Annotated in this window: 22 protein-coding genes; 10 read left to right on the top strand and 12 right to left on the bottom strand. The window is 65.6% G+C overall.

Annotated features, from left to right (window positions below):
- Window positions 1-16: 16 nt before the first annotated feature.
- The 3 genes from DX905_RS07100 to DX905_RS07090 form a co-directional block, all read right to left on the bottom strand.
- A complete protein-coding gene (locus tag DX905_RS07100; protein ID WP_116090729.1) occupies window positions 17-2,425 on the bottom strand; it encodes a TonB-dependent receptor plug domain-containing protein in 2,409 nt (802 codons plus the stop codon).
- Window positions 2,426-2,476: 51 nt separating this feature from the next.
- Window positions 2,477-3,469 carry a sulfate ABC transporter substrate-binding protein gene (locus DX905_RS07095; RefSeq protein WP_116090728.1) on the bottom strand — a complete coding sequence of 331 codons (993 nt, stop codon included), beginning with the start codon at window positions 3,467-3,469 and terminating at the stop codon, window positions 2,477-2,479.
- A gap of 131 nt (window positions 3,470-3,600) precedes the next feature.
- Window positions 3,601-4,116, bottom strand: a complete 516-nt coding sequence (locus DX905_RS07090) for a hemerythrin domain-containing protein (protein ID WP_116092393.1) — start codon at window positions 4,114-4,116, stop codon at window positions 3,601-3,603.
- 176 nt (window positions 4,117-4,292) lie between these two features.
- Here DX905_RS07090 and DX905_RS07085 point away from each other — a divergent pair, with 176 nt between their 5' ends.
- The gene (locus tag DX905_RS07085; RefSeq protein ID WP_205412203.1) at window positions 4,293-4,493 is read left to right on the top strand and encodes a DUF5818 domain-containing protein; all 201 of its coding nucleotides are present in this window, start codon (window positions 4,293-4,295) and stop codon (window positions 4,491-4,493) included.
- Between the two features lie 41 nt (window positions 4,494-4,534).
- Entirely contained in the window at window positions 4,535-4,807 is a 273-nt protein-coding gene (locus DX905_RS07080; protein ID WP_116090726.1) for a hypothetical protein, read from the top strand.
- A 50-nt stretch (window positions 4,808-4,857) separates the two neighbouring features.
- Here DX905_RS07080 and DX905_RS07075 read toward each other — a convergent pair whose 3' ends face one another.
- On the bottom strand, window positions 4,858-5,421 hold the full coding sequence (locus DX905_RS07075; protein WP_116090725.1) for a helix-turn-helix domain-containing protein: 564 nt from the start codon (window positions 5,419-5,421) through the stop codon (window positions 4,858-4,860).
- 221 nt (window positions 5,422-5,642) lie between these two features.
- Between DX905_RS07075 and DX905_RS07070 the strand changes: the two genes are divergently transcribed.
- From DX905_RS07070 to lepA, 4 genes are all read left to right on the top strand, one after another.
- Window positions 5,643-6,392 (top strand): TlyA family RNA methyltransferase, encoded by a 750-nt coding sequence (locus DX905_RS07070; RefSeq protein WP_116090724.1) that lies wholly within the window; start codon window positions 5,643-5,645, stop codon window positions 6,390-6,392.
- The gene (locus tag DX905_RS07065) at window positions 6,389-6,865 is read left to right on the top strand and encodes a TspO/MBR family protein (protein ID WP_116090723.1); all 477 of its coding nucleotides are present in this window, start codon (window positions 6,389-6,391) and stop codon (window positions 6,863-6,865) included. Before DX905_RS07070 ends, DX905_RS07065 begins: the two co-directional genes overlap by 4 nt.
- Before the next feature lie 44 nt (window positions 6,866-6,909).
- A complete protein-coding gene (locus DX905_RS07060) occupies window positions 6,910-7,215 on the top strand; it encodes an accessory factor UbiK family protein (protein ID WP_116090722.1) in 306 nt (101 codons plus the stop codon).
- Between the two features lie 165 nt (window positions 7,216-7,380).
- Window positions 7,381-9,171, top strand: coding sequence for a translation elongation factor 4 (gene lepA, locus DX905_RS07055; RefSeq protein ID WP_116090721.1), 1,791 nt, complete (start codon window positions 7,381-7,383; stop codon window positions 9,169-9,171).
- A 70-nt stretch (window positions 9,172-9,241) separates the two neighbouring features.
- Here the strand turns inward: lepA and DX905_RS15990 are convergent, their stop codons facing one another.
- Window positions 9,242-9,409: a hypothetical protein gene (locus tag DX905_RS15990; RefSeq protein WP_162875505.1), complete on the bottom strand. Its 168-nt coding sequence runs from the start codon at window positions 9,407-9,409 to the stop codon at window positions 9,242-9,244.
- A 172-nt stretch (window positions 9,410-9,581) separates the two neighbouring features.
- Between DX905_RS15990 and DX905_RS07050 the strand changes: the two genes are divergently transcribed.
- Window positions 9,582-10,184, top strand: coding sequence for a YceI family protein (locus tag DX905_RS07050; RefSeq protein ID WP_116090720.1), 603 nt, complete (start codon window positions 9,582-9,584; stop codon window positions 10,182-10,184).
- A gap of 154 nt (window positions 10,185-10,338) precedes the next feature.
- On the opposite strand, the gene ribH is transcribed toward DX905_RS07050, so the two are convergent.
- From ribH to DX905_RS07015, 7 genes are read right to left on the bottom strand one after another with little or no spacing between them, the layout of a single operon-like run.
- Complete coding sequence (gene ribH, locus DX905_RS07045; RefSeq protein ID WP_116090719.1) at window positions 10,339-10,758, bottom strand: 6,7-dimethyl-8-ribityllumazine synthase; 420 nt, start codon at window positions 10,756-10,758, stop codon at window positions 10,339-10,341.
- Window positions 10,758-11,909, bottom strand: coding sequence for a 3,4-dihydroxy-2-butanone-4-phosphate synthase (ribB, locus tag DX905_RS07040; RefSeq protein ID WP_116090718.1), 1,152 nt, complete (start codon window positions 11,907-11,909; stop codon window positions 10,758-10,760). Before ribB ends, ribH begins: the two co-directional genes overlap by 1 nt.
- Window positions 11,899-12,507 carry a riboflavin synthase gene (locus DX905_RS07035; protein WP_116090717.1) on the bottom strand — a complete coding sequence of 203 codons (609 nt, stop codon included), beginning with the start codon at window positions 12,505-12,507 and terminating at the stop codon, window positions 11,899-11,901. The genes ribB and DX905_RS07035 overlap by 11 nt, the downstream gene beginning before the upstream one ends.
- Entirely contained in the window at window positions 12,507-13,514 is a 1,008-nt protein-coding gene (gene ribD, locus DX905_RS07030) for a bifunctional diaminohydroxyphosphoribosylaminopyrimidine deaminase/5-amino-6-(5-phosphoribosylamino)uracil reductase RibD (RefSeq protein ID WP_116090716.1), read from the bottom strand. Before ribD ends, DX905_RS07035 begins: the two co-directional genes overlap by 1 nt.
- A gap of 17 nt (window positions 13,515-13,531) precedes the next feature.
- Window positions 13,532-13,867, bottom strand: coding sequence for a hypothetical protein (locus DX905_RS07025; protein WP_162875504.1), 336 nt, complete (start codon window positions 13,865-13,867; stop codon window positions 13,532-13,534).
- A gap of 38 nt (window positions 13,868-13,905) precedes the next feature.
- On the bottom strand, window positions 13,906-15,249 hold the full coding sequence (locus DX905_RS07020) for a glutamate--tRNA ligase (RefSeq protein WP_116090714.1): 1,344 nt from the start codon (window positions 15,247-15,249) through the stop codon (window positions 13,906-13,908).
- 47 nt (window positions 15,250-15,296) lie between these two features.
- On the bottom strand, window positions 15,297-15,791 hold the full coding sequence (locus DX905_RS07015) for a DUF2306 domain-containing protein (protein ID WP_116090713.1): 495 nt from the start codon (window positions 15,789-15,791) through the stop codon (window positions 15,297-15,299).
- Window positions 15,792-15,956: 165 nt separating this feature from the next.
- Between DX905_RS07015 and DX905_RS07010 the strand changes: the two genes are divergently transcribed.
- Genes DX905_RS07010 through DX905_RS07000 form a run of 3 tightly spaced genes read left to right on the top strand, consistent with a single transcriptional unit; the run spans window position 15,957 to window position 18,634 of the window.
- On the top strand, window positions 15,957-16,892 hold the full coding sequence (locus DX905_RS07010) for a ribose-phosphate pyrophosphokinase (RefSeq protein WP_116090712.1): 936 nt from the start codon (window positions 15,957-15,959) through the stop codon (window positions 16,890-16,892).
- 3 nt (window positions 16,893-16,895) lie between these two features.
- Window positions 16,896-18,170 carry an SDR family oxidoreductase gene (locus DX905_RS07005; RefSeq protein ID WP_116090711.1) on the top strand — a complete coding sequence of 425 codons (1,275 nt, stop codon included), beginning with the start codon at window positions 16,896-16,898 and terminating at the stop codon, window positions 18,168-18,170.
- Entirely contained in the window at window positions 18,167-18,634 is a 468-nt protein-coding gene (locus DX905_RS07000) for a DUF2269 family protein (RefSeq protein ID WP_116090710.1), read from the top strand. Before DX905_RS07005 ends, DX905_RS07000 begins: the two co-directional genes overlap by 4 nt.
- Window position 18,635 lies beyond the last annotated feature (1 nt).

Here is an 18,635-nt window from a genome sequence, read left to right as displayed (position 1 = left end):
TCCGCTGCTACTGGCCCTACCAGCTCAGGCCGGCCCGCGCGTAGAGATAGCGGCCGTTGAACCCGAACGGCGAGTAATAGGGGAAGCCCACCACCCCGGTCGAATTGAGCGCCGCCGGATATTGGCGCGGATAGGTGTCAAACAGATTGCTGCCGCCGATTGCCAGCTGGACGCCCTTCTTCGGCTGGTAGCGCAATTCCAGGTCGGCGATCGCGCGCCTGCCGGTAAAGGCGTCGGCCGACGGAGTGGTGCCCGGCTGGACGACATTGCCGTAATAAGTGACGCGGGCAGTGGCGCCGAAATTGGCGAGCGCCCAATCGATCGTACCCGTCACCTTCGTGCCCGGCGTGCCGTCCTCCAGCGTCAGGATGCGGCTGCGCGCGAACAGGGTCGGCGCCGGATTGAGCGTCGAGATCGAGGTCGGCACCCTGGTCACGTCGGTATCGTTGAGGTTGCCCGCGACCGTGAAGTCGAACGTGCCCGCGGTAGCCGGCCGCCAGCGGTAATGCGCGACCACGTCGAGGCCCTTGGTGGTCGACGCCAGCCCGTTGATGAAGAAGCGTGCCGCCGAGACGTTATAGGGTGCGAGCAGGCTCGCCACCTGCGGGCTGAACGATGCCTGGATATTCTCCGACAGGCCGAGCTGGTCGCGGATGTGGATGCGATAGGCGTCGACCGTCAGGTCGAAGCCGCCCGCGCGGATCACCGTTCCGAGCGAGAGGTTGGTCGACTTTTCAGGGTCCAGTGCCTTGCCGCCCAGGGCACCCGCGACCGGCGCTGTCGAGGGATATGTGCCGGTCAGGATCGGCGATCCGTTGACGATGACAGAGGCAACAGACGTGAAATATTGCTGCTGCAATGCCGGCGCGCGAAAACCGGTCGAAGCAGTGCCGCGCAGCGCGAACCAGGGCGCAAAGTCGTAGCGCAACGACAGCTTGCCGTTGGCGGTCCAGCCGAAGTCCGAATAATCCTCGGCACGGCCAGCGAGGCCGACCAGGAACTTGTCATTCACCTGCGCCTCAAGGTCGACATAGGCGCTGCCATTCTCGCGATGCTTCTCGATCGCGTTGAGCGGGGAGAAGCCGCCAAAGCCCTGCGCGCCCGGCGCCTGGCCGGCGATCGCGCCCGTGGTCGGATAGCCATAGGAGGCCTGCTCGCCCGGCGTGATCTTGAAGCCCTCGCGTCGTCCTTCGACGCCGAAGGCAACGTTGAGCGACTGGAACACATCATATTTGCGCGAGACGTCGACCCCGCCGACGAGCTGGTCGTAGATCAGCGCACCGTCCTTGAAATCGGTCGGCGAATTGTTGCCATAGGCATAATTGGCCGAGTTGCGCGTCTGATAGGCAATGCGGTTGCGGCCGTAGCTGATGTTGGCGTCGACGTTCCAGCCGCTGACGTCGCCCTTGATGCCGATCGCGCTGTTGAGATCGCGCGAATTGGTGTGGATGAAGGGCAGGAAGCCGTTGGGGTAGATGCCGCTGACGGCACCGGCGGCGCTCGGGAGGCGCGGGAAAGCCGCGCTCTCGCTGTTTCGCTCCTGATAGCCCAGCCAGCCATAAAGCTGGAAATTGTCGGTGATCGAAGTGCCGGCATTGATCCAGCCGGTATATTGGTGCGATTCCGGATCGCCGAAGCGGCCGGTGATGCGCGTCGGCGTGACGCGCGGATCGTAATCGGCGCGGTTGGTCGGGCGGCGATCGAGATATTCGCCGGAGATCGTGACATAGCCATCGCTGCCGAAGCCGAAGCCCTGCCAGGCGGACGCGCTCAGCGTATGCTCGCCGGAGACGTGGCGGTCGCCGCGGGCGGTGTTCACGTCGGTGTCGTAAAAGCCGTAATTGACGCTGGCGCCGCCGCCCGAACGCGCCTGGCGCAGGCGCAGGTTGATCACGCCGGCGATCGCGTCGGAACCATATTGGGCGGACGCGCCGTCGCGCAGCACCTCGATCGTGTCGAGCGCCACCGTCGGGACCGTGTTGAGATCGACCGCGGCCGCGCCGCGCCCGACCGAGCCATTGATGTTGAGCAGGGCGGAGGTGTGCGCCCGCACGCCGTTGATCAGGACCAGCGTCTGATCGGGCGAGAGGCCGCGCAACGTCGCCGGGCGGATCGCGTCGGTGCCGTCCACCGCGGACGGCCGCGGGAAATCGATCGAAGGCGCAACCGTGGCAAGCGCCGAGCCGAGCTCGGTGGTGCCCTGGCGGGTCAGCGCGGCGTTGCTCAGCACGTCGACCGGCGAGGCGGTGTCGAGCCGGGTGCGGCCGATCGTGCGCGTGCCGGTCACGACGATTTCCTGGGTGGCATCGGTCGCGTCCTGCGGCGTTACGGCAGGCGCCGGCGCGTCTTGCGCGAATGCTGAGCCGGCATAAGCCATAGCGAGGGCGGAGGTGGCGGCGGTCAGCGCCAGGCGACGAAGCTTCATGACATTCCCTTTACTTTACAAACTATTCCATGGCCGCAGAACGCATGGGCGCTAGCGGTTGTTCTCGGCAACGATCTGGTCGTAGACGCCACCGTCGACGAAATGGGCGGCCTGCACGCGACGCCAACCGCCAAAATTCTTGTCGATGGTGAACAATTTTATGTCGTGGAACTGGCGCCCATATTTGCGCAGCACCGCGGCGTTGCGCGGCCGGTAGAAATTGCGGGCAATCACCTCCTGCGCAGCTGGCGTGCAGAGGAAACGCAGATAGGCCTGGGCAGGAGCGGCGGTGCCGTGGGCGGCCACATTCCTGTCGACCCAGGCGACCGACGGCTCGGCCAGGATCGAGACCGAGGGATAGACGATCTCATAGGCACCGGGTGGTGCCTGCTTGACCGCCAGCAACGCTTCATTCTCCCATGTCAGCAGCACATCGCCCTGGCCGCGCTGGATGAAAGTGGTGGCCGATCCGCGCGCGCCGCTGTCGAGCACCAGCACATTCTTGTAAAGGCGCCGGACGAAGTCGCGCGCTTTGGCCTGGCCATAGGTCTTGGACGCGTAGCCCCAGGCGGCGAGATAGGTCCAGCGCGGCGCGCCGCCGGTCTTGGGATTGGGCGTGATCACGCCGACGCCGGGCTTCACCACGTCACTCCAGTCGTGGATCCCTTTGGGATTGCCGTGGCGCACCAGGAACACGATCGTCGAATAATAAGGCGTCGAATTGAGCGGAAGCCGCTTCTGCCAATTGGCCGCCACCAATCCCCGGTCGGCGAGCTGATCGATGTCGTTCGCCAGTGCCAGCGTGACCACGTCGGCCTGATTGCCGTCGAGCACCGAGCGTGCCTGGGCACCCGACCCGCCATGGCTCTGCTTGATGTCGAGTTCCTGCCCGGTCCTCGCCTTCCACGCCGCCTCGAACAGCGGGTTGATCTGCTGGTAAAGTTCGCGTGTCGGATCGTAGCTGACATTGAGCAGGTTGGTCGCCGCGCCGGCCGATGCCCAGCACGCCGCCAGAGTCATGGCCGCGATCACATATTTCCGCATGGTCAATTCCCCGCTGGTCGATCGCAGCCTCCTTGCCGGTCACGCATCGGGGGGAAAGAAAGATTTCCTATGCAATGGATATGGAATTGATGCAGTCGCCTCGCGGGCAGGCGACAGAACAGCCTCGCTTATTACAGGCTATTCTCCGCCACATATTCGCGCGGATTCTTGTTGACCGGTGCCACGCCGGTCAGATGCTCGGCCTCGAACGCGGCGAAGCGCACGGCCAGATCGTGGCTCAGCCGCAGATCGGCATGGCGGCGGAAGTCGGCTAGCCCCTGGCGTTCTTCCTCGGCCATATGGTCGCCATTGGCCTTGTTGCAGGCGTCGAGCGCATCGAACCACGCGTCGCTGCCAATCTCCTCCTCGTCCACTGCCGCGCCGGTGTCGCGAATCTCGTTATGGTCCTTGATGGCATCCTTGGTTTCATCCGCGGCGCTGTCGGCATCCGCCGCGCCGTCGCCGATCTTGAGCAGGTCGGGGTAGAAGAAGCGCTCTTCCGCCTCGGCATGCGTGTCGAGCAAGGCGCGCAGGCGCCGCCAGATCGCGCCGAGCGCGGCAATGTCCGTCCGGTCGATCGTGTCGAGCATCGCGAACAGCCGGCGCTGTTCGGCATGGTCGTCGAGAATGAGCCGCGTGATTTCCAAGGTGGATCCTCCGGTCGAGGGAGGCATGTCCCCCGCGCTGAAAGCGAGGCGGAGGCGGCAAGGTTCCGTCACCGATTGCTCTAGATTGTCGCGCGGGAGCAACAGTGCGCGCCGCGATCGGCGCGCTGCACGCTTCGCAATAGCCGACAGCGCCGCTGTCGCGTTAAGGGAATATCATGCAAATCGGACAGAAAATTGAGGAAACCGGGCTGTTGCTGCGGGATGGCGGCAGCTTTTACCTACGCCGCGACGTCGGCGGCCGCTTCACGCTGGACCTGCGGCGCACGCCGATCGACGAGGTCGAAAAGCGCGTGAAGCTGGTGGGCACCTATGTCGGGCCCGATCTGATCGACGTCGATGGCGTTTCGCTGATCTGACATTCAGGCGGGAGCAAGCGCGGCCTCTCCAATGTTCGCGCATGCGGACTTTGCTTGCCCTGGCCATCGCCATCCTGCCCTCCGTCGTGTTCGCCCAGGCGGAGGAGGATGCCGAGCACCGCGCCGATCGCGCACGCACCGAACAGCTCAACCGTAATGCCGCCGCCGCGGTCGACCGCCGCAACGGCGCCAATGCCGATGCCGTCGATCGCTATCGCGATGCCCAGGCCGCTTATCGGCGCGCGCGGGAAGAATGGCGCCGCCGGCTCGCCGCGTGCGAGGAAGGAGACGATCGCGCCTGCGGGCCGGATTAAGGGTAATCATCACCAATTCGTTCGCACGAACTGAATGTTTGCCTCGCCGCCTAAAGCTCCCGCACCACCCGCCGTGCCGCCGCCAGCCAGGGCGCATCGGCAATCACCGTCTGCCGGCCGCCGCTGGCGAGCGGCAGCAGCAGCAATTTCGAGCCCTCCAGTCCGATCAGCCGTCCGAACGCCAGGCGGCCGCCCGGGCGCGGTACCAGCACGTCGCGATTGAGCGCGCGCCCGAACCCGTCGCGTTCGATCCGCTCGCACCAGATCGTATCGCCCGCGCGGTAATCGCCGACGCTTTGCTCGACGCGTATCGCGACCCATCCCGGCCCTGGCTGGGGCGCGGTCGCGGACGATTCCTTGCCCGGCGCGTGAGCGCCGTCGCTGCCGAGCAATGCCGCGACCGGCAGCTCCGCTTTGTCCGGCAACCGCACCAGATCCGCCGTTTCCACACCGAGAGCGCCGGCAATTCGGTTGAGCCAGCCGACGCTGACGGTGCGCGTTCCCGTCTCCAGCCGCCCGATCGTCTGGGCGGTCGTCGGCGGATCGCACCGTTTAGCGACATCCAGCAGGGTGAGCCCTTTGGCATTACGGACTTGGCGGATACAGGTTATCATTCGCGGATCGCCTTAACCATTTCGGTTAGCTTGAATCACGCTGGGGTTAGCTTGGCAAGCATTTTGCCGGCCGGCCTGGCTTGCTTCGCTGCGCTCGCAATGACGCCGTCCACTCTACGGCAATGCGAGCCGCGCAGCGGCGAAGCAATCCAGGTCCGACCTTATGGTCCCACGCGACGTGGCAGATGCACCCCCCGCGCCATTAGGCTACCACCCGCTCCATGAAGCCTCCGCGCATCCGTGCCGATCAATTGCTCGTCGATCGTGGCCTGGTCGAGAGCCGTACGCGCGCGCAATCGCTCATCCTCGCCGGATTGGTGTTCGCGGGCGAACGCAAGCTCGCCAAGGCGGGCGAGCAACTGCCACCGGACGCAGCGCTCGACGTGCGCGGGCGCGACCATCCGTGGGTCTCGCGCGGCGGTATCAAGCTGGATCACGCGCTGACGCATTTTGGCTGGGATGTGAGCGGCGCCGTCGCGATCGATGTCGGCTCCTCGACCGGCGGCTTCACCGACGTGCTGCTGACGCGCGGTGCCGCGCGGGTCTATGCCGTCGACAGCGGCACCAACCAGCTGGCATGGAAGCTGCGCCAGGACGACCGCGTGGTGGTGCTGGAAAAAACCAATGCCCGCAATCTCACCGCCGCCGAAATCCCGGAACCGATCGACCTGATCGTGTGCGATGCGAGCTTCATCGGCCTTGCCAAGGTGCTCGATCGGCCGCTGGAATTCGCCAGGCCCGACGCGCGGCTCGTTGCTTTGATCAAGCCGCAGTTCGAGGCCGGGCGCGAGGAGGTCGGCAAAAGCGGGGTGGTGCGCGATCCTGTCGTGCACGAGCGGGTCTGCGCGGAAGTTCGTGACTGGATCGAAGCACGCGGCTGGGCCGTTAGCGGGATCGAACGCAGCCCCATTACCGGGCCCGAGGGCAATGTCGAATTCCTGCTCGCGGCGAAAAGAGGAAGTGCTGCATGAAATTGTCTGCGTGGATGCTCACCGTCCCCGTCATCCTGCTGCTCGGCATGGCGTCCGGCTGGCTCAGCAATTCGGGCTATGGCAATGCCTGGTTCGACCGGCTTGCCAAGCCGAGCTTCATGCCGCCCGGTTGGGCATTCCCCGTCGCCTGGACCACGCTCTACATCCTGATGGGCGTGGCGCTCGGCCTCGTCATCGAGACGCAGAGCCCGTTGCGCAATCTTGCCATCACCCTGTTCGCGGTCCAGCTCGTGCTCAACCTCGCCTGGTCGCCGGTCTTTTTCGGAATGCATCAGGCGCGCGTCGGGCTGGCGATCATCCTGATCCTGTTCGTCGCGGCGGCCGCGACCACGGTAGCCTTCTGGCGGGTTCAGCCGACGGCGGCCTTGCTGATGCTGCCCTATCTCGGCTGGCTGTTATTAGCCTCGGCGCTGAACGGCGCGATCGTACGGCTGAACTTGCCAAACGTCTGACCGCCACCCATCTAGCCGACTAACACACTTCAGGAGTCGCCGGCATGCAGACCGAGAACAAATTCTTCGAAGACCTGGTGAAGATGGCTAACGGTTTCGCCGGCACCGTCGCTGGCATGGGCCGCGAAGCCGAAGAAGGTGCGCGCGAAAAGTTCAAATCGTGGGTCGGCGGGTTCGACTTCGTCAGCCGCGACGAATTCGAAGCGGTCAAGGCGATGGCTGCCGCCGCGCGCGACGAGGTCGCCGCGCTGAAGGCGGAATTGGCCGCAGCCAAGGACCCCGGCGCCGCGCCGACCAGCTACGATGCCGAGCCCGGCGCGGGGCCGTCACCTAAGCCGCGCAAGAAGTAAGCGTCGCCGTCCCTCTCGTCATTCCAGCGAAAGCTGGGATCTCAGAAGGTGGCCACCACACGAGACCCCGCTTTCGCTGGAATGACGGCATGGCGTGACGGGCCGCCCTACGCCGATGTCACCACCACCTTTGCGGCCTGCGCGCGCGCCTGCTAGGCGCGCGCCATGACTCCCCTCGACAAGATCCGCAATTTCTCGATCATCGCCCATATCGATCATGGCAAGTCGACGCTCGCCGATCGGCTTATCCAGACTACCGGCGGCCTGCAGGCGCGCGAAATGTCGGCCCAGGTGCTCGACAATATGGATATCGAGAAAGAGCGCGGCATCACCATCAAGGCGCAGACCGTGCGCCTCAACTGGAAGGGCTATGAGCTCAACCTGATGGACACGCCGGGCCATGTCGATTTCGCCTATGAGGTCAGCCGCAGTCTCGCCGCCTGCGAAGGCGCGTTGCTGGTGGTGGACGCCGCCCAGGGCGTCGAGGCGCAGACGCTGGCCAACGTCTATCAATCGATCGAGCATGATCATGAGATCATCCCGGTCATCAACAAGATCGATCTTCCCGCCGCCGAGCCCGAGCGCGTCCGCACGGAGATTGAGGAAGTGATCGGCCTCGACGCATCCGAGGCGGTGCTGGCATCGGCCAAGTCCGGCATCGGCATCGAAGAGATTCTCGACGCGATCATCGCCAAGATCCCGCCGCCCAAGGGCGACATCGACGCGCCGCTGAAGGCGATGCTCGTCGACAGCTGGTACGACCCCTATCTCGGCGTCGTCATTCTCGTGCGCGTCATCGATGGCTCGCTGCGCAAGGGCCAGCAGATCGCCTTCATGGCGGGCGGCACCCAGCATCTGGTCGATCGCGTCGGCTGCTTCCGCCCCAAGATCGAGCAACTGACCGAGCTCGGGCCCGGCGAGATCGGCTTTATCACCGCGCAGATCAAGGAAGTGGCGCAGACCGCAGTCGGCGACACGATCACCGACGCCAAGCGCCCCGCCGCCGAGGCGCTGCCGGGCTTCAAGCTCGTCCAGCCGGTCGTGTTCTGCGGGCTGTTCCCGGTAGACGCCGCCGATTTCGACAAATTGCGCGAGAGCATCTCGCGGCTGCGCCTCAACGACGCGAGCTTCACCTTCGAGATGGAGAGTTCGGCGGCGCTCGGCTTCGGCTTCCGCTGTGGCTTCCTCGGCTTGCTCCACCTGGAGATCATCCAGGAAAGGCTGACGCGCGAATATGATCTCGACCTGATCACGACCGCACCGAGCGTGGTCTACAAGATCCAGCTCGCCCACGATCGCGGCGAGATCGAACTCCACAACCCGGCCGACATGCCCGATCCCAGCCGGATCGGCTCGATCGAGGAGCCTTGGATCGAGGCGGTAATCTATTGCCCGGACGAATATCTCGGCTCGATCCTCAAGCTTTGCCAGGATCGGCGCGGCGTCCAGAAGAACCTGACCTACGTCGCCGGCCGCGCGCAGGTGACCTATGAATTGCCGCTCAACGAAGTCGTGTTCGATTTCTACGACCGGATCAAATCGATCAGTCGCGGCTATGCCAGCTTCGATTACCACCAGATCGGCTATCGCGAGGGTGACCTCGTCAAGATGAGCATCATGGTCAATGCCGAGCCGGTCGATGCGCTGAGCATGATCGTACACCGTGGCACCGCCGAAGCGCGCGGTCGCGGCATGTGCGAACGGCTCAAGGATCTGATCCCGCGCCACATGTTCAAGATCCCGATCCAGGCGGCGATCGGCGGCAAGGTCATCGCGCGCGAGACGATTTCGGCCATGCGCAAGGACGTGACCGCCAAATGCTATGGCGGCGACGCTACCCGCAAGCGCAAGCTGCTGGACAAGCAGAAGGAAGGCAAGAAGCGCATGCGCGAATATGGGTCCGTCAGCATCCCCCAGGAGGCGTTCATCGCCGCGCTCAGGATGGGCGAGGAATAAGCCCTTCCACGTCGCCTGCTACGCCCGTTCCGGCGACAGCGTCCGGGGTAAAGCTTGGGCCACTCGCCGATCAATCCTCGCTCGCTGTTCGATCGCGCCGACGAAGCCAGAATATGAGCGGCAGGACGAGGATGATCGAAGCCGGAAGCGCGAGGTAAGGCCATTGGCCGGTCCGGGCATAGATGCCGAGGAACCAGAGAACCGGCACGCCGACGAGCAATAGGTCCAGCTTTCGCACGCACTGCCTCCCGCTATGGTGGCGATCTGCCGCCAAATCACGGCGGCCATGATGCTTCGCGACCAGGCCGGCTGCAAGCCAGCGCAGACCCTTGCCGCATCCTGTTCCTCTATCGCTTTGACACCGCCACATGCGTGGGCCATCCAGTTCTCCTCTCAACAGGAGCCGCCTCATGCGTATCGCCGTGCTCGCTTTCGCTCTCGCTGCAATGCCCGCTTTGGCGCAGATGCCGACCGAGCCGCCGGGCAAGCCGGACGCCAGCCGCATCGTCGCCGGTCGCTACGAGGTGGAGCCTGGGCACACTCAGGTGCGCTTCACCGTCATGCATCTCGGCTTCACGCCCTATAGCGGATCGTTCAGCGATGCGTCCGGCTCGCTTACCATTGACCCCGCCCGACCCGGGTCGGCCAGCGTTTCGATCAGCGTGCCGATGGCCAGCGCTTGGACGCCGGTGGCGAAGCTGACGGACGAATTGCGCTCATCGATGTTCTTCGATCCCGCCAAATATCCGACGATGACGTTCGTTTCCGACCGCGTCACCGTCCACGGTCATAAGGCGACGATCGACGGGCGCCTGACCATGCACGGTGTCACGCGTCCGCTGCGGCTCGACGCGAGCTTCGTCGGTGCGGGCACGATGCGGGGCAAGCGCACCGTTGGCTTCACCGCCACCGGGACGCTTAAGCGCAGCGAATATGGGGTCAATTACGGTATTCCGTTGGTGTCGGACGAAGTGAAGATCGATATCGCAGCGGCGTTCGAGCAGCCAGCCTGACGCGGACCTTTCTTACCTCTGAAGCGCCCCGCTGCCATCACTTGCGGATTAGGGGGCTGCCATGACAACCGTCACCCCGGCGCAGGCCGGGGTCCATCGAGAGTTGCGTTGAGCCGCGGAATGGATCCCAGCCTGTGCCGGTACGACGGTTGCGTCAGGAAAAACGCTGCTTCAGCTCCAGCATGGCGATCGCCGCCTTGGCGGCTTCCCCGCCTTTGTCCTTCTCGGTCGGACGCGCGCGGGCGAGCGCCTGGGCCTCATTCTCGACGGTAAGGATACCGTTGCCGATCGGAATGCCGTCCAGCGTCAGCGCCATCAGCCCGCGCGCGCTTTCGTTCGACACGACTTCGAAATGATAGGTCTCGCCGCGGATGATCACGCCGAGCGCGACGAAGCCGTCATAGCGGCCGGTTTCGGCCGCCATGGCGATCGCCGCCGGAATCTCGAGCGCGCCGGGGACGGTGACCGTCTCGTGATGATGGCCGGCCTCATCGATCGCGCCGCGCGCGCCCTCGAGCAACAGGTCGTTGAGCTGCGCATAGAAGCGCGCCTCGGCAATCAGGAAGCGTGCCATCAGGCCTCTTTCTCGGAACAGGGGATGGGCCGCTCGCCGACGATCGACAAGCCATAGCCGTCGAGCGCCACCAATGTGTGGTGCGAATTGGTCAGCAGGATCATGTCCTGTACACCCAACTCGGTCAGGATCTGCGCACCGACCCCGTAATCGCGCAATTCCTCGGGGTCGGGCGCGCCGTTTGCGCTCCCCTTCGCCGCGACCACCTGGCTCAGCAGTCCGCCGACCATCGGCCGGTTGAGCACGACGATGACGCCGGTCCCTTCCTTGCCGATAATCTCCATCGCGCCGGCGAGCAGCGCGCCGCGCGGGCCTTCCTCGCCGAACATGTCGGCGAACAAAGCCTGCGCGTGCATCCGCACCAAGGTCGGCTTGGCCGGATCGACCTTGCCCTTGACCAGGGCCACCTGTTCGTCGCCGGTCGCCTTGTTGTAGAAGCTGATCGCATTCCACTCCCCGCCCCAGCGGCTGGTGAACCGGGTGGTCGCGCGCTTCTCGACCAGATGGTCGTGGCGGCGGCGATAAGCGATGAGATCGCGGATCGTGCCGATCTTGAGGCCGTGGCGCTGCGCGAAGGCGACCAGGTCGTCGAGCCGCGACATGCTGCCATCGTCGTTCATGATCTCGCAGATCACGCCCGAAGGGTTGAGCCCCGCCAGCCGCGCGACGTCCACCGCCGCCTCGGTATGCCCTGCGCGCACCAGCACGCCGCCTTCGCGCGCAACCAGCGGAAAGACGTGGCCGGGCGTGACGATCTCTTCAGGCCCATTGCCTGCGTCGATCGCGACCGAAATGGTCCGCGCGCGGTCGGCGGCGGAAATGCCGGTGGTGACCCCTGTCCGCGCCTCGATCGAAACGGTGAAGGCGGTCTCGTGACGGGTGCCGTTGTGACGGCTCATCAGCGGGAGGCCGAGCTGCTCGACCCGCGCCTTGGCGAGCGCGAGGCAGATCAGCCCACGGCCGTGCGTCGCCATGAAGTTGATCGCGTCCGGCGTCGCCATCTGCGCGGGAATGATGAGGTCGCCCTCATTTTCGCGATCCTCGTCGTCGACCAGGATGAACATGCGGCCGTTACGCGCTTCCTCGATCACCTCCTCTGGCGTCGAGAGGAAGGCGTGGCGCAAGCGCGCGACATTCGGGTTAGACGACATGGCGCAACTGCTCCATCCGGCCGAGATAGCGCGCGAGCACGTCGATCTCGATATTGAGCTGGCGCCCCGGGGCGAGATCGCCCCAGGTCGTCATCTGCTGGGTATGAGGAATGATGTTGAGCCCGAAGCGCACGCCCCCGCCCGGAAGGTCCGACACCTCGTTCACGGTCAGCGAGATACCGTCGAGCGCGATCGAGCCCTTGGCGGCAATATAGGGCGCGAGCGCGGCCGGCGCCTCGACCACGACGCGCGTACTATCGCCTTCCGGCGTGACCTCGACGATCGTACCGACGCCGTCGACATGGCCCGTGACGATATGTCCGCCCAGCTCGTCCCCGACACGCAAGGCACGCTCCAGGTTGAGTGACGTCCCCTCCGACCATTCGCCCGCAGTGCGTGACAGGGTTTCCGCCGAGACTTCGACGGCAAACCAATCCGCCCCCTTGTCGACCACGGTCAGGCACACGCCCGAGCACGCGATGGACGCGCCGAGATCGATGCTGGCCGTCTCGTACGCAGTGCCGATGCGCAGCCGCAGATCGCCACGATGCTCGATGCCGGTGATGCGGCCGATATCGGTGATGATGCCCGTAAACATTAGGCGCGCTCGTAGACTTCGAGCCGGTCCATGCCAAGCATGCGGCTGTCGGTCCGTTTCCACCGGTCATGCGCCTGCGCAAGCGAGGCGAGGCCGATATCCCCGAGCGCAGGCTTGCCTGCCCCGATCAGGATCGGCGCGCGATACAGTAGCAGGCGGTCGACGAGGTCGGCAGCGAGGAAGGCGGAGGCGGTGAGTGCGCCGCCCTCGACCATCAGATGATCGACACCCTCCAGGTTCGAGATTTCCGACGGCGACGCAATCGTCATCCAATCCTGCCGTTCCCCCCCTTCGCCGCCGCCGGCGGCGTCGCTCGCCTCAGCAGGCATAGACCCCAGCCTGCGTTGGGGTGACCTGGAAAGGAGGATGCGGCGCGGACTTCTTTCTTCAAGTCCGGGCAGTCGCACGCCGAGCTGGGGCACATCCGTATCGAACGTGCCCCGCCCGACGAGGATCGCTTCGTGACGACCGCGCTCGAGATGGCCATGTGCGCGCGCGGCATCGCCGGTGATCCACCGGCTCTCGCCGTCGGCGCGCGCGATCATGCCGTCGAGCGACATGGCCAGCTTCAGCGTGACGTGCGGCCGTCCCAGTGCCTTGCGCGTGAGGAAGCCCGCCATACTGCGCCGGGCTTCCGCCGCCAGGACGCCTTCGGTTACCTCTATCCCTGCCGCGCGCAGGCGCGCAAAGCCTTCACCTGAAGTGCGCGGATCGGGATCGGTCAGTGCGGCGATCACCCGCGCCGGCTTCGCCGCGACAAGCAACTCGGAACAGGCCGGCCCGCGCACGCTGCGATGCGCGCATGGCTCCAGCGTGACGTAGACGGTCGCCCCCTCGGCCGACGCGCCGGCCTGCGCCAGCGCCATCGCCTCGGCGTGGGGACGCCCGCCGGCCTGGGTCCAGCCACGCCCGATCACGCGATCGTCGCGTACGATCACACAGCCGACATTGGGGTTGGGTGCGGTCCGCCCGCGCCCGCGGTCGCCGATCGCGAGCGCGGCGGCCATGAAACGCTGGTCGGCGCTCAGAAGCCGAGCCTGTCCAGGTTGCGATCGACCTTCTGCCATTGGCGGCGCCGCTCGTCGGCAAGCTTGCGCTTCTCCGTCGCGTCGATCCGCTGCTGTGCCTTAATTTCGGCGTCGGTGCGCGTGACGGGCCAGTCCGATACATAGACGACCTGGGGGCCCTCGGGCAGCACGCCCCAGCGCGATTCCAGTATGAAGATCGTGATAAGCAGCGACGTGACGCCGATCGCGGCGGCGCCGAACACGAGTTTGTAGCGGCGCGTGCTGGTTGACCATAGCCGCCGGACATCGGCGATGACGGCGCGCGGATGTGCTGGACGAGGAAAGACTGCCATGGGCGGAAGATAAGCCTTCGAATGGAAGGTTGCCAGTCCTAGCCTGCCGCCGCGCACGCCAGCCGTTCGACTGCCCGGGCACGACCGATCAAAGGCAATAACGCCTTCATGTCCGGCCCATGCTCCTGGCCGGTCAGGGCCACCCGCAGCGGCAGGAACAAGGCGCGGCCCTTGCGCCCGGTCTGTGCCTTCAGCGCGCCCGTCAACGCATGCCAGGGATCGTCCCCCCATTCGATCGTGCGCGCCGCCTCGGCCGCCGCGACCAGATAGTCGCGATCGGCGGGATCGCTGGCGGGCGGGTCGATCCCGTGTTCGACCACCTGCAGCCATGCCGCCGCCTCGCTGACGGTGGCGAGATTGGGCCGAACCGCCAGCCACAAGGCCTCGCTCATATCGTCCGGCAGGCGCTCGCGGGCCTGTTCGTAGGGCATCATGTGGATCGTGCGCGCATTGAGATTGCGCAATTCGTCCAGGTCGAACCGCGCCGGCGCGCGGCCGAAACGGGCAAAGTCGATGCCCTCGATCAGCGGCGCGATATCCGCGACCGCTTCGACCGGGTCACTCGTCCCGATGCGGGCGAGCAGCGCATTGAGCGCGAGCGGCTCGATGCCGTCCTCGCGAAATGCGTCGGCGCCGAGCGAGCCGAGCCGTTTGGACAATTTGCCCTCGCTCCCCACCAGCAGCGCCTCATGAGCGAAGGCGGGGGCGGGGGCGGCCAGCGCCGCGAACATCTGCAGCTGCAGCCCGGCGTTAGTGACATGGTCCTCGCCGCGCACGATGTGCGTCACGCCCATGTCGATATCGTCGATCACGCTTGGCAACATGTAGAGCCAGCTACCGTCGGCCCGCCGGATGACCGGATCCGACTGCAGCTTGGGATCGAGGTGCTGGGGGCCCCGAATGAGGTCGTCCCAAACGATCATCGCCGCATGATCGAGCCGGAAGCGCCAGTGCGGGCGGACGCCGTCCGCCTCCAGCTTTGCCCGCTCGGCATCGCTCAGCGCGAGCGCGGCGCGATCATAGATTGGCGGCAGGCCGCGCCCCGCCTGGATCTTGCGCTTGAGGTCAAGCTCCTCGGCGGTCTCGTAGGCCGGATAGACGCGGCCCGCCGCGCGCAGTTTCTCGAACCGCGCCTCATACAAGGCAAAGCGCGCCGATTGCTTGAAGGAAGCATCGGGCGCGAGGCCGAGCCAAGCGAGATCGGCGTGGATCGCGTCTGCAAATTCCGCGGTCGAACGCGCGAGATCGGTATCGTCAAGCCGCAGCAGGAAGCGTCCGCCATGCTTGCGCGCCCACAACATATTATGAAGCGCGGTGCGGATATTGCCGACATGCAGCCGCCCGGTGGGGGAGGGTGCGAAGCGCGTAACGACTGAAGCCATGGCCCGCCTTAGCCGTTTCCCGCCGCGCTATTCCAGCGGCGCGTCGTCTAGCCGAACAGGAAACCGCCGAGCAGGCGTGTCGGGATCAGCGTGAAATAGCCCGCAATCACCAAGGCGGCATAGACGATCGTGATCGTTCGCCGGTGCCGCGCGATGCGGCCACGGCGCGCGTCGACGATCGCGCGGGGAATGGCCAACAGGGTTATCACCGACAGAATATGGATCGGGCTGAGATGCCCCATCAGCTGGTGCACGCCGAAGCTGGACACGGCCGCGACCATCATCAGTGCCGCCCAGATCCGCCCGATCAGGCGATGTATGCGGTCGCCCTTGCGCCGAAGCAGCATCGCCGCACCGATCGGCACCGCCGGAATGATCGTCAGCAGGTGGACGATCATCCACGGGCCAAGCACCACCGCAGGCTGGCTGAGATGACGCCCGAATGCGGCAATGAGCAGCAACAGCAGCAGTCCCGCGCCCGCCAGCAGGGGATCGCGCACCTTGCGAGGATAGGTCCAGCCGTTCGCCGTTATTGTCGCCATGACACGCCCCCGTCACCACACAGGAGTGACAGAGAAGAGCCTTTTCGCCAAGTACGGACGGCAGCAAGCGGGAGTTCGCGCCCCGCAACTGGCCGCATCCGCGCGTCGGCTCTTCCCCGCGCGCACCCGTCCCGCTAGGAGCCGGCTGCGAGAGGGAGCCCGCCCATGAAGTTGATGACCGGCAACGCCAATCGCGTGCTGGCGACCGCCATCGCCGATTATCTCGAGATCGGGCTGACGGACGCCTCGGTGCGGCGCTTTGCCGACGAGGAAGTGTTCGTCGAGATTCACGAGAATGTCCGCGGCGAAGATGTGTTCGTGCTTCAGTCGACCGGCTACCCGACCAACGACAATCTCATGGAATTGCTGATCTGCATCGATGCGCTGCGCCGTGCCTCGGCCAAGCGCATCACCGCCGTCATTCCGTATTTCGGCTATGCGCGGCAGGATCGTAAGCCCGGCCCGCGCACCCCCATTTCGGCCAAGCTGGTCGCCAATATCATTACCGTCGCGGGCGCGGATCGCGTGTTGTCGGTCGATCTCCATGCGGGGCAGATCCAGGGCTTTTTCGATATCCCGACCGACAATCTCTATGCCGCACCCGTGATATCGGCCGACATCCAGGCGCGGTTCGGCACGCGCAATCTGATGGTGGTCTCGCCTGACGTCGGCGGCGTGGTGCGCGCCAGGGCCTTGTCGAAGCGCCTCGCCAATGCTCCGCTGGCGATCGTCGACAAGCGCCGCGAAAAGCCCGGCGAGAGCGAGGTGATGAACATCATTGGCGAGGTCGAGGGCCGCTTCTGCATCCTGGTCGATGACATCGTCGATAGCGCCGGCACCTTGTGCAACGCCGCCGCGGCATTGCGCGAGGCCGGGGCCGAGGATGTGGTGGCTTACGTCACGCACGGCGTGCTGTCGGGCGGAGCGGTCGCGCGGGTCGAAGGCTCGCAGCTTTCGGAGCTGGTGATCACCGATTCGATCCAGCCGCTCGATGCGGTCCGCGATTCGAACAAGATCCGCATCCTGCCCATCGCCCCGCTGCTCGCCGAGGCGATCAGGCGCATCTCCGACGAAAGCTCCGTCTCCAGCCTGTTCGACTAGGCGATGCGGGTCCTCGTCGTCGGCGGCTATGGCTTCATTGGGCGAGAGGTCTGCAGCGCGTTGCTGCGGCGCGGCCACCAGGTGGTAGGCTGGGGAAGGTCGGCCGCGATCGGCCGCTCGGTCGCGCCGGATGCCGAATGGATCGAGGGCGACCTCCGCCACATGCTGCATTCCGACGCCTGGTCCTCCGCATTGAGCGGCATCGACGCCGTGGTGAATGCCAGCGGCGCGTTACAGGATGGCGCCGGCGGCAGGCTCGCGCAGGTTCAGGGCGACGCGATCATAGCTTTGGTCGACGCATGTGTGAAACAAGGGGTCGGCCGCTTCGTCCAGATATCGGCACCCGGTGCCGAAGCGGGTGCCAGCACGGCCTTCATGACCACCAAGGCGTTGGCGGATGCGCACCTTCGGCGCAGCAGGCTCGAGTGGACCATCCTGCGTCCCGCGCTGGTCGTCGGGCGCAATGCCTATGGCGGGACTGCGCTGGTCCGGGCGCTCGCCGCATTGCCGATCGGGCTATCCGTATATGGGGGAAGCCCCGTTCAATGCGTGGCACTCGATGATGTCGCTACGGTGAGTGCGGACGCCGTCGAGGGGCTGGTGCCGGCCGTCCGAATATTGCCGCTGGCCGCGCCCGAGCGGTTGCGGCTGCACGAGGTGATTGCAGCCCACCGGCGCTGGCTTGGCTTCCCAAAGGTACGCTTGATGGTGGATTTACCGCCACTGGCCGCGCTGCCGCTGGCGGCGTGCGCAGATGTGGCAGGGTGGCTGGGATGGCGATCCCCGCTGCGTTCGACCGCTCTTCGCGTCATGCGTGACGGCGTGCTCGTCGAAGCTTCCTACGCTCCGCCAACGCCACTGCAATCGCTCCGCGAAATTCTGGCAGCTCACCCGGCAGGAGTGCAGGATCGCATTGCCGCGCGCATTTTCTGGCTGTTGCCGCTCGTCGTGCTCGCGCTGGCGACATTATGGATCGGGTCGGGCCTGATCGGCCTGGGGGCAACCGCACGGGCGGCATCGATCATCGGCGGTGGAGCTGATGCCGAACTGCTGGTGCGTGCCTGTTCGTTCGCCGACCTGGCACTGGGTTGTGCGATCCTGATTCGGCCATGGGCGCGGCCTGCCGCGGTCTGCATGGCGACGGCCTCCGCCGGATACCTCATCGCCGGCAGTCTCGTTGCTCCTTGGCTCTGGTCGGATCCGCTCGCTCCTTTGCTGAAGATCGTGCCCGCGCTTTTGCTTGCGCTGGTCGCGGCCGCAATCCTGGAGAAGAGATGACCTATCTGGTCCTGGTCTGGCTGCACGTGATCGGCGCGACCGTCTTGCTCGGTACGGGTACCGGCATCGCTTTCTTCATGCTGATGGCGCATCGTACCCACAAGCCCGCCTTGATCGCCCATGTTGCGGACACGGTGGTCGTGGCCGATTTCCTGTTCACGGCAACGGCCATGGTCGCACAGCCGGTCACCGGCGGGTTGTTGATGAACCAGCAGGGCTGGCCGCTCTCGACCGGATGGATCCTTGCCGCGCTTGGCCTGTACGTTGTTATCGGGGCCTTGTGGGTGCCGGTTCTGTCCATGCAGAAGCATATGCGCGATCTTGCGCGGGCCGCTGCGGCTGCGGGTTCGGAACTGCCGCCCGCCTATTACCGGCTGTGGCGGCTATGGTTTGCGTTCGGCATTCCCGCATTTGTCGCAATGCTCGGGATTGTGTGGCTGATGGTCGCCAAGCCAAGTCTCTAGG

The organism is Sphingomonas crusticola (assembly GCF_003391115.1).
GTDB lineage: Bacteria > Pseudomonadota > Alphaproteobacteria > Sphingomonadales > Sphingomonadaceae > Sphingomonas_I > Sphingomonas_I crusticola.
This window is presented reverse-complemented; position numbering and strand designations above follow the sequence as displayed.

Coding starts and splice junctions, on each gene's coding strand:
- DX905_RS07100 (WP_116090729.1), bottom strand. CDS start 2,425: ATGAAGCTTCGTCGCCTGGCGCTGACCGCCGCCACCTCCGCCCTCGCT.
- DX905_RS07095 (WP_116090728.1), bottom strand. CDS start 3,469: ATGCGGAAATATGTGATCGCGGCCATGACTCTGGCGGCGTGCTGGGCA.
- DX905_RS07085 (WP_205412203.1), top strand. CDS start 4,293: ATGCAAATCGGACAGAAAATTGAGGAAACCGGGCTGTTGCTGCGGGAT.
- DX905_RS07080 (WP_116090726.1), top strand. CDS start 4,535: ATGCGGACTTTGCTTGCCCTGGCCATCGCCATCCTGCCCTCCGTCGTG.
- DX905_RS07075 (WP_116090725.1), bottom strand. CDS start 5,421: ATGATAACCTGTATCCGCCAAGTCCGTAATGCCAAAGGGCTCACCCTG.
- DX905_RS07070 (WP_116090724.1), top strand. CDS start 5,643: ATGAAGCCTCCGCGCATCCGTGCCGATCAATTGCTCGTCGATCGTGGC.
- DX905_RS07065 (WP_116090723.1), top strand. CDS start 6,389: ATGAAATTGTCTGCGTGGATGCTCACCGTCCCCGTCATCCTGCTGCTC.
- DX905_RS07060 (WP_116090722.1), top strand. CDS start 6,910: ATGCAGACCGAGAACAAATTCTTCGAAGACCTGGTGAAGATGGCTAAC.
- lepA (WP_116090721.1), top strand. CDS start 7,381: ATGACTCCCCTCGACAAGATCCGCAATTTCTCGATCATCGCCCATATC.
- DX905_RS07050 (WP_116090720.1), top strand. CDS start 9,582: ATGCGTATCGCCGTGCTCGCTTTCGCTCTCGCTGCAATGCCCGCTTTG.
- ribH (WP_116090719.1), bottom strand. CDS start 10,758: ATGGCACGCTTCCTGATTGCCGAGGCGCGCTTCTATGCGCAGCTCAAC.
- ribB (WP_116090718.1), bottom strand. CDS start 11,909: ATGTCGTCTAACCCGAATGTCGCGCGCTTGCGCCACGCCTTCCTCTCG.
- DX905_RS07035 (WP_116090717.1), bottom strand. CDS start 12,507: ATGTTTACGGGCATCATCACCGATATCGGCCGCATCACCGGCATCGAG.
- ribD (WP_116090716.1), bottom strand. CDS start 13,514: ATGGCCGCCGCGCTCGCGATCGGCGACCGCGGGCGCGGGCGGACCGCA.
- DX905_RS07025 (WP_162875504.1), bottom strand. CDS start 13,867: ATGGCAGTCTTTCCTCGTCCAGCACATCCGCGCGCCGTCATCGCCGAT.
- DX905_RS07020 (WP_116090714.1), bottom strand. CDS start 15,249: ATGGCTTCAGTCGTTACGCGCTTCGCACCCTCCCCCACCGGGCGGCTG.
- DX905_RS07015 (WP_116090713.1), bottom strand. CDS start 15,791: ATGGCGACAATAACGGCGAACGGCTGGACCTATCCTCGCAAGGTGCGC.
- DX905_RS07010 (WP_116090712.1), top strand. CDS start 15,957: ATGAAGTTGATGACCGGCAACGCCAATCGCGTGCTGGCGACCGCCATC.
- DX905_RS07005 (WP_116090711.1), top strand. CDS start 16,896: ATGCGGGTCCTCGTCGTCGGCGGCTATGGCTTCATTGGGCGAGAGGTC.
- DX905_RS07000 (WP_116090710.1), top strand. CDS start 18,167: ATGACCTATCTGGTCCTGGTCTGGCTGCACGTGATCGGCGCGACCGTC.